This window comes from Saccharospirillum sp. ABV4_185 (assembly GCF_056159245.1).
In genome coordinates, this window is sequence record NZ_JBSWUW010000001.1 from 3,470,952 (window position 1) to 3,483,452 (window position 12,501).

At 56.5% G+C, this 12,501-nt stretch carries 11 protein-coding genes; 5 read left to right on the forward strand and 6 right to left on the reverse strand.

The window, feature by feature from the left end; genetic code table 11:
• Positions 1 to 54: 54 nt before the first annotated feature.
• Both ACXAE6_RS16520 and ACXAE6_RS16525 read right to left on the reverse strand, forming a co-directional pair.
• Positions 55 to 1,686 (reverse strand): BCCT family transporter, encoded by a 1,632-nt coding sequence (locus ACXAE6_RS16520; RefSeq protein ID WP_475151223.1) that lies wholly within the window; start codon positions 1,684 to 1,686, stop codon positions 55 to 57.
• A 244-nt stretch (positions 1,687 to 1,930) separates the two neighbouring features.
• Positions 1,931 to 3,721, reverse strand: coding sequence for an ABC transporter transmembrane domain-containing protein (locus ACXAE6_RS16525; protein WP_475151226.1), 1,791 nt, complete (start codon positions 3,719 to 3,721; stop codon positions 1,931 to 1,933).
• Positions 3,722 to 3,829: 108 nt separating this feature from the next.
• Between ACXAE6_RS16525 and ACXAE6_RS16530 the strand changes: the two genes are divergently transcribed.
• Positions 3,830 to 4,087 carry a DUF2164 domain-containing protein gene (locus ACXAE6_RS16530; RefSeq protein ID WP_392803421.1) on the forward strand — a complete coding sequence of 86 codons (258 nt, stop codon included), beginning with the start codon at positions 3,830 to 3,832 and terminating at the stop codon, positions 4,085 to 4,087.
• A 7-nt stretch (positions 4,088 to 4,094) separates the two neighbouring features.
• On the opposite strand, the gene murI is transcribed toward ACXAE6_RS16530, so the two are convergent.
• The 3 genes from murI to ACXAE6_RS16545 form a co-directional block, all read right to left on the reverse strand.
• Positions 4,095 to 4,892: a glutamate racemase gene (gene murI, locus ACXAE6_RS16535; RefSeq protein WP_475151229.1), complete on the reverse strand. Its 798-nt coding sequence runs from the start codon at positions 4,890 to 4,892 to the stop codon at positions 4,095 to 4,097.
• Positions 4,893 to 4,952: 60 nt separating this feature from the next.
• Positions 4,953 to 6,074 (reverse strand): alanine dehydrogenase, encoded by a 1,122-nt coding sequence (gene ald, locus ACXAE6_RS16540; protein WP_475151231.1) that lies wholly within the window; start codon positions 6,072 to 6,074, stop codon positions 4,953 to 4,955.
• A 189-nt stretch (positions 6,075 to 6,263) separates the two neighbouring features.
• Entirely contained in the window at positions 6,264 to 7,280 is a 1,017-nt protein-coding gene (locus ACXAE6_RS16545) for a LacI family DNA-binding transcriptional regulator (protein WP_475151234.1), read from the reverse strand.
• A 135-nt stretch (positions 7,281 to 7,415) separates the two neighbouring features.
• Here ACXAE6_RS16545 and ACXAE6_RS16550 point away from each other — a divergent pair, with 135 nt between their 5' ends.
• From ACXAE6_RS16550 to ACXAE6_RS16560, 3 genes are all read left to right on the forward strand, one after another.
• Positions 7,416 to 8,471: a UDP-glucose--hexose-1-phosphate uridylyltransferase gene (locus ACXAE6_RS16550; protein ID WP_475151238.1), complete on the forward strand. Its 1,056-nt coding sequence runs from the start codon at positions 7,416 to 7,418 to the stop codon at positions 8,469 to 8,471.
• Positions 8,468 to 9,613, forward strand: coding sequence for a galactokinase (galK, locus tag ACXAE6_RS16555; protein ID WP_475151241.1), 1,146 nt, complete (start codon positions 8,468 to 8,470; stop codon positions 9,611 to 9,613). The genes ACXAE6_RS16550 and galK overlap by 4 nt, the downstream gene beginning before the upstream one ends.
• Before the next feature lie 64 nt (positions 9,614 to 9,677).
• Complete coding sequence (locus ACXAE6_RS16560; RefSeq protein WP_475151244.1) at positions 9,678 to 10,769, forward strand: aldose epimerase family protein; 1,092 nt, start codon at positions 9,678 to 9,680, stop codon at positions 10,767 to 10,769.
• 56 nt (positions 10,770 to 10,825) lie between these two features.
• Here ACXAE6_RS16560 and trhO read toward each other — a convergent pair whose 3' ends face one another.
• A complete protein-coding gene (trhO, locus tag ACXAE6_RS16565; protein ID WP_475151248.1) occupies positions 10,826 to 11,809 on the reverse strand; it encodes an oxygen-dependent tRNA uridine(34) hydroxylase TrhO in 984 nt (327 codons plus the stop codon).
• Between the two features lie 204 nt (positions 11,810 to 12,013).
• On the opposite strand from trhO, the gene ACXAE6_RS16570 reads away from it, so the two are divergent.
• Positions 12,014 to 12,451 (forward strand): hypothetical protein, encoded by a 438-nt coding sequence (locus ACXAE6_RS16570; RefSeq protein WP_392803404.1) that lies wholly within the window; start codon positions 12,014 to 12,016, stop codon positions 12,449 to 12,451.
• Positions 12,452 to 12,501: the final 50 nt, after the last annotated feature.

The following is a 12,501-nucleotide window of genomic DNA, read 5'->3' on the forward strand; positions in this document are numbered from 1 at the left end:
CCAAAAAAAAAGCGAGCCGACTGGCTCGCTTTTTCTGATCAACTCATTATCCGCTTAAGAACGTGGTTCAGAAGCCAGTCCCTTATAAAGGGTGTAGCAGCCAACCAGCAGCACCAGCGTGAACGGCAAGCCGGTTGATACCGCCATCGCCTGCAAGGCTGCCAGACCACCACCCAGAATCAGAGCGATTGCCAACAGACCTTCGAACGATGCCCAGAACACCCGCTGCGGAGTCGGTGCTTCCATCTTGCCACCGGCGGTAATGGTATCGATCACCAAAGAGCCGGAGTCAGAGGAGGTTACGAAGAACACGATGACCAGGATGATGGCGATGAACGAGGTGATCTCTGACAACGGCATGGCCGCCAGCATCTCGAACAAGCGCAGGTCCAGACCGGCATCAGCAACAGCGGTGTAGCCGTCATTGATGAACTGGTGAATAGCGGTACCACCAAAGGCGCTCATCCAGAAAGCACAGACCAAAGATGGAATCAGCAACACGCAGATGATGAATTCACGCACCGTGCGGCCACGCGAAACACGCGCGATGAACATGCCGACGAAGGGTGACCAGGAAATCCACCAGGCCCAATAGAAGGACGTCCAGCCCTGGCTGAAGTTGGCGTCATCACGCCCGAACGGCATGGACAGACCACCGAAGTTCTTGGCGTAGTTAAAGAGGTCACCGAAGAAGCCGGAAATGATCGCCAGCGTCGGGCCAACCAAAACCACGAACAGCAGCAACAGAATGGCCAGACCCATGTTGATCTCGGACAGACGCTTAACGCCTTTCTCTAAACCGGCAACCACGGAAAACAGAGCAACAGAAGTAATACCCAGCACCAAAACCACCTGAGTGGTGGTGCCTAGCGGAATGCCGAATAAGGCGTTCAGCCCGGCCGCTGCCTGAGCAGAACCCAGACCCAGCGACGTCGCCAGACCAAAGATGGTGGAGAACACCGCCAGGATGTCGATGATGTGACCCGGCCAGCCCCAAACGCGTTCACCCAGAATCGGGTAGAAGATGGAACGCACGGTCAGCGGCAGACCCTTGTTGTAGGAGAACAGCGCCAGGCCCAGCGCCAAAATGGCGTAGATGGCCCAAGGGTGCAGACTCCAGTGATAGATGGCTGCGGACATACCCAGATCAGCGGCGGCCAGTTGGTCACCGGCGGCTGCGCCTAATGGTGCCCAGTCAGAACGAACGCCCCCGTCACCCAGGCTGGTGCCACCCAAAGCGGCCTGGAAGTGGCCCATTGGTTCGGACACACCGTAGAACATCAAACCGATGCCCATACCGGCGGCAAACAACATGGCAAACCAGCCCGCGTAGGAATAGTCGGGTTTGGCTTCGGTGCCACCTAATCGAACCTTGCCCAAGGGTGACAACACCAGGAGCACACACACCAGCACGAAGATGTTACCGCTGAGTAAGAAGAACCAATCGAAGTTGGTGTACAACAACGACAGCAGGTTCTCAAACATCGGACCCACACTGCTTTGGAACGCCAGTGTCAGGAACACAAAAGCTACGATGACGAGACCGGAAATCATGAACACCCGGTTATGGATGTCGAGGCCAAACGGACCAATATTCATCTTAATATTGTCCTGACCTACCTGATAATCGGTATCGATCGGATTCGCCTCTCCTTCAGGAGGGATCATATCCGTGTTATCTGTCATTACAGTCCCCTACTCTAATCATCATGACGGAGTTTTATACGGCGGGATCCACCAGCCGTTGTCTCACGCGATGCGCTCAATTGCCGCAGCAAAAACCGACCGCATCGACAGTGATGACTTTTTATTTCGAGGTCTAAACACTACGGCATTGACAGAGTACTTACAACCCGACTCCCCCGCATTTCCTGCCTGCAAGCGACATGGAATGCGGGGTTAACGACGACGGAGCCGGGCCATAAAGGGCTCAGGGAAGGGACGAGGTCAGTTGAGCGTCAGCGAATTGAAGGTCCGCCAAACGGCGATACAAGGGCGAGGATTGCAACAGTTCTGAATGACGACCGACCGCCTGAATTTTACCCTGGTCGAGCACCAGGATGCGATCCGCTTCCAGCACCGTGGCCAAACGGTGAGCGATAATCACCGTGGTACGATCGCGCATCAATACATTCAATGCCTGTCGCACCTGGTATTCACTTTCAGCGTCCAGCGCGCTGGTCGCTTCATCCAATAACAGGATGGCGGGGTCTTTCAAAATCGCCCGGGCGATCACCAGACGTTGCTTCTGACCGCCACTCAAACGCACCCCATTTTCGCCCAGGTGACTGTCAAATCCCTGTGGCAATGCCATGATGAAATCGTAGGCATGGGCGGCTTTGGCGGCGGCGATCACCTCTGCATCGCTGGCATCAGGACGGCCGTAACGAATGTTGTGCCAGACATCCTGACTGAACAGCACCGGCTGCTGTGGCACCAGGCCAAATTGATCGCGCAGATCTTCCAGCGCCAGCTCGCGCACATCCTGCCCTTGAACAAAAACCCGGCCCTGCTGTGGATCGTAAAAACGCAGCAACAATTCGAACAGCGTGGATTTGCCGGCGCCACTGGGTCCGACCAAAGCAATGGTTTCACCACGCTGTACACTGAGCGATAGCTGCTCCAGGGCGGGTTTATCGGGCCGGCTGGGATAGCTAAAACTGACGTCCTCTAAACGCATGGCTTCGGCTTGGTCGAGATTGGACATCACCGGCTTATCCGGACTGGTAATCAAGGAGGGTTCAGCGAGCAACTCCATCAAGCGTTCGGTGGCGCCAGCGGCGCGTTGCACTTCGCCATAGACTTCAGATACCCCGGCCACACCGAAGGCGACCATAACGGCATAAAACACAAAAGCCGCCAGTTCACCGCCGCTCATCTGTCCGGTCATGACATCGTAACCACCTACCCAGATCATGGCGGCGATAGCAGTGAAGGCGAGCAGAATCACCACCGCCATTAAGAAAGAACGTTGACGAATGCGTTGCCGGGCCACCGCCAGGGCTTCGTCCACCTCAACCTGAAAGGCCTGACGTTCAAAATTTTCCCGGCCATAACTCTGGACGGTTTTAATCTGGCGGATAATTTCGCCCGCGTAAGTACCCACATCGGCCACGCTGTCCTGGCTGCGCCGACTCAGCACTCTTAATTGCCGCCCCATCAGCATGACTGGAATCAACACCGCCGGAACACCAAGCAACACCACTGCCGCCAGTTTAAGATTGGTCACCACCAGCATGATCAAACCGCCGGTCACCGTCAGCATATTGCGCAACGCAAAGGACAGACTCGAGCCGATGATGGATTGCAGCAAGGTGGTATCGGTGGTCAACCGCGACATGATGTCGCCGCTTTGATTCTCTTCGAAGTAACTGGGATGCAAACGCACCAACTGAGCAAAGACATCAGCGCGTAAATCGGCCGAAACTTTCTCGCCCAGCCAGGTCACCAGATAGAAACGGGTAAAGGTACCGACAGCCATGGCGACAACCAGCACCATCATCAGACCTAAGGTTTTATTCAGCGCATCGAGTGAGGCCGCCAGCAATCCCTGATCGATGACCAGACGCACGCCCTGCCCCATCAATAAGGTCAGACCGGCGGTTAGCACCAGCGCCAGAATGGCCCCGATTAAAATGCCACGATATCGACTTAAATAAGGCCAGAGCTGAGCCAGAAAACCAAAGGGCAGTGAGGATGGGACGGTGGGTTGGCTGGACATGAGGATCCCCTTTCATAGATGCTGCCACCATCTGGGCCCGACCCGGGCAATACAAGCACAGGCGGGCCGAAAGTGACTTCTGGACAGCATCCCAACGGAGCCCTTTTTATGGCTAAATCCCCGCTAGCCTTGCTCAGCAAAGAGCAACGCGAACACCTCAATCATCATTGCCAACAGTGGTTTAACAAGGAATTGAACGTCGAGCTGGGGCAGTTCGAGGTCGAGTCTGTGATCGACTATTTTATCGAACAACTGACACCGGCCATTCATAACCGGGCAATTGCCGAAGCCTCGACGCTGGTGCGTGAATACCACGCTCGAATCGAAGACGACCTCTATGCGTTGGAGCAGGCTGAACTCGGCTAGGCGTCGCTCAGACTGGGCCATCCAGCAAGGCAGCCGGAGCCTGCTGACAATCGGCTTCAGCAAAGGCTGCTTTGAGGCTGGGGTAGGCGTTGATCAATTGTTTCAATCGAGCCGGATCGCCGGTCGTCAGCAAGGTGGTTTGAGGCGCCTGTCCCGGTGCCGGTTGGTAACGCCGGCCGACTTCAGCGGCGATGGCCTCGCCGGTATCAATCAGACGAACCCCGGAACCAATCAAATCCTGAATGCGTTCACGCGCCAGCGGATAATGCGTGCAGCCCAGCACCAGCCGGTCGATACCCGCCTCCACCAGACCCGGCACGTATTGGTACAATAACCGATCGATATCCGGGTTATCCGGGCCACGCTCAATGGCTTCAGCCAGATGCGGACAGGACTGATTAAGAATGCGGGTATTGGGGTTAAAGCGCGCCGCCAGGTCCTGATAGCGCGTCGAAGCCAGAGTGTTCTCGGTCGCCAGAATACCGATAGTGCCGGTGCGACTGCCCAGCGCCGCGGGTTTGATGCCGGGCTCAACACCAACGATCACCACCGGTAAGCGATTGCGCAGTGTTTCAATGCAATGCGCCGTGGCGGTGTTGCACGCCACCACCAACAGGGTCGCACCCTGGCGCAACAACCAGTCGGCGATGGCATCGCAACGCTGCTGCAACAACCAACTGGGCTTGGCGCCGTAAGGTGACCAACGCTGATCGGCGACATACAACAAAGGGGCCTGCGGTAATTGCTGGCGAATCCAGCGTAATACCGTCAGTCCCCCTATACCTGAGTCGAAAACCCCGATCACAGCTGCTACTCCCGTTCAATCGAGGCAGCAAGCCTAAGGTCTGACCGAGGCGAAGTAAACTCAGATAAGTTGCAAGGCTTCCTCGGCACTCAGGTATTCCAAACCGAGGTCTTCGGCAACGCTCTTATATGTCAGTTTACCGCGACACACATTCAGCCCCGCCAGCAGATGCGCATCATCCATCATGGCTTGTTTGATACCTTTATTGGCCAGTGCCAGCGTAAACGGCAAGGTGGCATTATTCAGTGCCATGGTGGACGTCCGGGCAACCGCGCCAGGCATATTGGCAACGCAATAATGCACCACTTCATCGACCACATAAGTCGGCTCAGCGTGCGTCGTTGCTTTGGAGGTTTCAAAACAACCGCCCTGATCGATAGCAACATCGACCACCACTGCACCCGGCTTCATGCGTTTAATCAACTCGGCGGTCACCAACTTGGGCGCTGCGGCACCAGGAATTAACACAGCGCCGATCACCAAGTCAGCTTCCAGAACCTGCTGCTCCAAAGCTTCGCGGGTGGAATAGAGGGTGCACAGACGATTGCCATACTGACGATCCAGGACGCGCAAGGCATCGATATTTTTATCCAGAACCACCACTTCGGCGCCCATACCAACCGCCATGGCGATGGCATTCTGACCAACAACGCCACCGCCGATAACGACAACTTTGGCAGGCGCCACACCCGGCACACCACCGAGCAACAAACCACGGCCACCCTGAGCTTTTTCCAGACAGTGAGCGCCAGCCTGAATCGACATACGGCCGGCGACTTCGGACATCGGCGCCAGCAATGGCAATCTACCAGCCGCATCGGTGACGGTTTCATAAGCGATGCAGACCGCACCGGATTCGAGCAGATCGTGAGTTTGCTCCGGGTCCGGAGCCAAATGCAGATAGGTAAAGAGGGTCTGGTGGGGTTTCAGTTTCTTGCGTTCAATCGCCTGGGGCTCTTTCACCTTGACGATCATCTCGGCCCAGTCGAAGACGGCATCGGCATCGGGCAAAATCTCAACACCGGCGGCCTGGTATTCCTCGTCGCTAAAACCGATGGCGCTGCCCGCTGCGGTTTCAACGCCAACCTGATGGCCGTGGTGGATCAACTCGCGTGCAGCTGAAGGGGTCAGCCCCACGCGGTATTCATGGTTTTTAATTTCCTTGGGAACGCCAACTTTCATCGCAGCCCTTCTCCTGTTGAATGGATTTGGCCAGGCCCGGTTTGGGCTCAGGCAACCATTTCAGTATAGAAAGTCCACCTCAAAAAGGGGTTCTGTATTGAACCGAACAAACAGAAAAAAACCAGGATTAAACAAGGTAAGGCAAATCATTTCTCTGCAAAATACAGATAAACCAGCAATAAAACCTGCTTAATCCAAGCCCGGGCTGAGCTGACGCACCGAATGACGCTCGATCAAACGCGGCGTAAAACGACGCGGTTGCTCCACCGCAGGAAATCGCTCATCCAGATCATGCAGCACCAGACGCGCCGCCAGCGCGCCCATCTCACCAATCGGATAACGCACCGTGGTTAAACGCGGCGACAGCAGGCGAGCCAGAATAACGTCATCGAAGCCGACCACCGAAATCTGTTCCGGCACCGCACAGCCACTGTCTTTGAGCATATTGATCGCGCCGCCGGCCATGGCATCGTTATAGGCAAAAACAGCGGTCAGGTCGGGACTGCGCCTCAGCACTTCCGCCATCGCATCGTGTCCGCCGGCCTCATCGGGAAAGGCCCGAACCTGATCACGCCGATTTACCTCAAGCCCAAATTCAGCCAAAGCCCGTTGATAACCGCGCTCACGATCGGCGCCATCTTCGATGCCTCGGTTGGAACCAATGTAACCAATGCGTCGATGGCCACGCGCCAACAGATGACGGGTCGCCAGATAAGCGCCCTCTTCGTTGTCCAGATAAACACACCGCTCTTCGAACTCGGGCAACAGATGGTTGATCAGCACCACCGGCGTTGAGCCTTTTAACAGCGTCGCCAACTCCTCTTCCGGCAGGGCTTTGGCGTGAACGATCAAAGCATCACAGCGACGCTCGAGCAAAAACCGGATGGATTCCCGTTCCTGTTCGGCCTGGTGATAGCCCGCCGTCACGATGACGTGCTTGCCGGCATCCAACAGCACCCGGTGCACACCGGCCATTAATTGCGCAAAAAACGGCGAGTCGATTTCACCGACCACCAGACCCACGCAATCGGAACGCTGACTGACCAGCGCCCGCGCCAACGAATTGGGTCGATAGTCGAGCGCCTGCATGGCGGCCAACACCGCCTGGCGTTTATCGGGAACGACGGAATCGGGGTGATTGATAACCCGTGAAACCGTGGAAATCGAGACTCCTGCCTGAGCGGCAACGTCTTTAATGGTCGACAAACAGCCGTCCTCTGTTGATAAAACCGAGCCACAGTCTGACCGCTTTCCAAGGGCGACACAACGGCTGGCATTCGAGCCACTTGAAAACGTTTTCAAATGACTTAGACTGAGCCAAAAATAATATCGGAGGCCTTCATGACGGCGCCACAGTTCGATGCACAGGATCATCCGCATCGCCGCTACAACCCTTTGACTGATGACTGGATACTGGTCTCACCCCACCGTGCCAAGCGCCCTTGGCAAGGTCAGACCGAAGTTCCAGACAACGCCGTCCAGCCGAGCTACGAGCCGAACTGTTATTTGTGTCCGGGTAATGAACGCATCAGTGGAGAAACCAATCCCCACTATCAGGATACCTACGTATTCGAAAACGATTTCGGCGCCCTGATGCCCGAGTCAACCAGCGAATCAGACAACGCCGACGACCCGCTAATGCGTGCCCGTCCTGAAGCCGGTGTTGCCCGCGTCTTGTGTTACAGCCCAGATCACAGCCTTACCTTGCCAGAATTGCCGCTGCCTGCCATACGTGCACTGGTCGATACCTGGATCGACCAGTTGACCGATCTGGGTCAACGCTACCGCTGGGTGCAGCTGTTCGAAAACAAGGGCACGCTGATGGGTTGCTCCCAGCCGCACCCGCACGGTCAGGTCTGGGCCAACGCCAGCTTGCCATCACTGCCGGCACGCGAAGATCAATGCCAGCGCAGCTATAGCGACGAACATCAACGACCCATGCTGCTCGACTATGCCTTGCGTGAAGCCAAAGACGGCGCCCGAACCCTGGTGCAGAACGACCACTGGATCGCTGTCGTGCCCTACTGGGCCAGTTGGCCATTCGAAAGCCTGGTGCTGCCGCTGACTCATCGTCGTCATCTGGACGAACTGAGCGATGCTGAAAAAGACAGCCTGGCCGACCTGCTCAAACGCCTGACCAGTCGTTACGACAACCTCTTTCAAACCAGCTTTCCCTATTCCATGGGCTGGCACGGCGCGCCTTGCGACGACGAAGACAACGACCACTGGCAAGTCCACGCTCATTTCTTTCCACCCTTATTGCGCAGCGCCACGGTGCGCAAATTTATGGTGGGCTATGAAATGCTGGCCGAAGCCCAGCGTGACCTGACACCTGAGCAGGCGGCCGAACGTTTACGCGCGGTTAGCGACCGTCATTTCCGGGAGCGCAGTGCATGAATCCTTTGGCTATCGAAACCCGAACTGCCTTCGAGCGACTGTTCCAAATGCCGGCCGAAGCCAGCTTTCTGGCGCCCGGCCGAGTGAATCTGATCGGCGAACATACCGATTACAATGATGGCTTCGCGCTGCCGGCGGCGATCGATTTTTACACCTGCCTGGCCGGGCGGGCGCGCAAGGATCGGATTATTCGCCTCTGCGCGCTGGATCAGGGTGAAAGCTGGTCACAATTCAGTCTTGACGAACCCATCGAACGCGATCCCAAAGCGCCTTGGTCCAATTACCTGCGCGGCGTCTGCAAGGTGATGCTCAGTTCTGGTTACCAACTCAGCGGCGCCGATCTGCTTATACATGGCAACATTCCTCAAGGCACCGGCCTAAGCTCCTCGGCTTCTTTGGAAGTGGCGACCGCCCGCGCCTTAACCGGTTTCAGTGGCGAGTCGCTCGATGGCCCAGGCGCCGCCCGATTCGGCCAGCGGGCGGAAAACGAATTCGTCGGCATTCAATGCGGCATCATGGACCAGCTGGTGTCAGCCTGTGGTCTGGATGGACACGCCACGTTAATCGACTGCCGCTCACTGGATATCCGCCCGGTTCGACTGCCCGCCGACGCGGCCATCGTGGTGATCAATTCGCGCATTCAGCGCGGTCTGGTCGACAGCGAATACAACAGCCGTCGCCAGCAGTGCGAACAGGCGGCTCATATTCTCGGTGTGGCCAGTCTGCGCGATGCCCGTCCGGAAGATCTGATCAGCCATCACGCCGAATTGCCGGCGGTTACCGCTCGTCGGGCGCGTCATATTCTGACCGACAATGAGCGCACTCTGTCGATGGTCGAAGCGCTGGAAAACAGTGACTGGCAAGCCATCGGTGAACTGATGGCCGCCAGCCACGCCTCCATGCGTTACGACTTTGAAATCACGTTGCCGGCCATCGATGAACTGGTCGATGCCGTCGCCCAGGCACTGCAAGGTGTCGGTGGCGTACGCATGACCGGTGGTGGCTTTGGTGGTTGCATGGTGGCTGTGGTGCCGCGCGCCAAGGTCGATACCGTCTTGGCGGTGGTTGAGCGCGGCTATCCAGATGGCCGCAAGCCGGCGCCGGTCGCCTATGTTTGTCAGCCGGTCGATGGCGCTTTCTAGTCTGGCTGGACTTGGTTAAAGCCAGCTTACACAATGCGCCTTCAGTCATTCTCAGGAGCCGATCTTGTCTGACAACACGCTGATTGCCGAAGAAGTTTGGGGCCAACTCGACGATGGCCAGGACGTGCTGGAATACCATCTGCGCAACGGTGCCGGCGCGCACGCGCGGTTCACCAACTACGGCGCGGCGCTGATTGGCTTCTCTCTGCCCTGGCAGGGTGAACGAACGGAGCTGGTGCTCGGTTGCGATACCCTCGAGGCGTTTCTCGAACAACGCGCCAGCCTGGGTGCCACCGTGGGTCGGGTCGCCAACCGCATCGGCCATGGCCGAACCGAAGTCGATGGTAAAGCACTGCAACTGGAAACCAACGGCGCACCCCACCACCTGCACGGCGGTAGCCAGGGTTTTGGACAACGGCTGTGGGATTCGCGCCTGTCTTTGGAAGACGGCATTCCAACCCTGGTGCTAAGGCTGCACTCGCCCGATGGCGATGCCGGTTATCCCGGTGCCGTCGACATTGTGCAAAGCATTCAGTTATTGCCGGACAACCGGTTATCGATCGACCTTAAAGCACAAACCGATCAGCCAACACTGCTGAACCTGACCAACCATGCCTACTTTAATCTCGGCGGCGATCTTTCCGGCGAACTGAAAAACCACGAATTCCGCATCCACGCCGATCGCTATGCCGAAGCCGACGAAACTGCGCTGCCAACCGGGCAGATTCTGCCGGTCGACAACAGTGTGATGGATCTGCGTCATTGGACCGATGTCAGCCCCAGACTGGCAACGCTCGAAGACGAATCCTTATTGCGCGCCGGCGGCTATGACCACAATTTCATCATCGCCGATGCCACGCTGGATGAAGCCGTGCTGCAAGCCGAAGCGCGCAATAACGTCACCGGTTTCTGGCTGAAATGTTTTTCCAACCAGCCGGGCGTGCAGTTTTACAGCGGCAATTTTCTCGGCGGTACGCCGAAGAATGCTCATCAGCGTTATTTACGTCATGGCGCTTTTTGTTTTGAACCGGGCCAATGGCCGGACAGCAATAATCACGAGCATTTCCCGAATGCTATTTTGCGTCCGGGCGAAACCTATCACTCGGTGATTGTTTATCAGTTCGGTCAGGACGACCCGGCAAACTGGTACGCTTGATCGAACAGTGGAAGAAGGCGCCCAGCCTTCTTTCACCCAAGCTTTCAGTTAAGCGCTCAAGACTGTTCGCGTTGCGCTAGCCGGGCCGCTTCTTTTTCCGCCTTACGCTGGGCAATATCGCGACGCGCATCTTCACCGATATGATGTTCACCGCGCGCCCGCGCCAATTGCACCTGGCGTTCGCGTTCGATAAAGCGCTGGCGACGTTCCTCGGTCACCTCGTCATAACAATGCGGGCAACTGACGCCCGCCTCGAAATGCGCATGGGCTTTGTCGATCGCTGAAATGGGTCGGCGGCAGGCGTGACATTGATCGTAATTGCCCGGTTTCAAACCATGGCCAACGGTCACTCTGTTATCGAAGACAAAACATTCACCGCGCCACATCGACTGAGCTTCGGGCACTTCTTCCAGATATTTCAGGATGCCACCTTCGAGGTGATAGACCTCATCGAAGCCTTTTTCCTTCAAAAAAGCGGTCGACTTTTCGCAGCGAATGCCGCCGGTGCAGAACATCGCAACCTTGGTATGACGTTGCGGATCCAGCTCACGCTCAACGTAATCGGGAAACTCGCGGAAGGTCTGGGTATTGGGATTAACCGCGCCTTCAAAAGTACCGATGCCCACTTCGTAATCGTTACGGGTATCGATCAGCAAAACCTCCGGATCGCTGATCAATGCATTCCAGTCTTGGGGTTTCACATAGGTGCCGACAATATGACGAGGATCGATACCTTCCACGCCCATGGTGACGATTTCTTTTTTCAGCTTCACCTTGGTGCGATAGAACGGCATCTCAGCGCAACGCGATTCTTTATGGCTGAGCCCGGCAAAGGGCGGCTGCGACTTTAACCAGTCGAGCAGTTCGGTGATCGCCGTTTCAGTACCGGCGACGGTGCCGTTGATGCCTTCACTGGCCAACAGCAAGGTGCCACGAATTTCGCGGGCTTCCATCAGCTCCAGTAAGGGTTGACGGTATTGGGTGTGATCGTCCAGGCGCACAAAATGGTACAGCGCCGTCACGACAATAGGTGCGGTCATCGATTTTTCTCCAGCGGACTGAACCGTAAATTCAGAGCCAAAGTGAGGGGTTTAAATTAAGGACGCGGATTTTAAGCAAGACGTAAAGGTCTCGCAAGCATCAGGAACTTGTTCTCATCCCAGCGGTTACGGGCTTCAACCTGTCGGTAAAGGTGTCTAGACTTGTTGCTTCGTTCTTGATTCTTATCGTTAAGGAGTCGCAACATGAAGAAACTGGCATTTACCGCAGTACTGACAACCCTCACGCTGGCCGGCACCGCCCAGGCTGGTGGTGGCGGTACCGAACTGGGTGTCGCCAGTTACGATGGCGCCCTGGGTGTTAACGGTGCCATGGGGTTCCCGATCAACATCCCTGCCCTGTCTGGCAACGGCCTGAACACCTACGGTGAACTGGAATTGGGTGCGGGCTTTTCCGACAACCCTGCTGTCGGTGCCGACCTGTCTATGGGCGTATTGATCGACATCGAGTATGGCCTGGGTCTGTATGGCAGCTTAGGTCCAGGTATCAGCTTCGAAAATGATGGTGAGTTTGGTCTGGCCGCAGAAGTGGGTCTGAATATTCTGATCAACAACACCACCCTCTTCCTGGAAGGCGGTGCTCACCCGAACAGTCCTTACTTCACCGTCGGCATGCAATTCTAATAGTCTGACGCATTAAAAAGACGGCCCTTCGGGGCCGTTTTTTTTGCCAT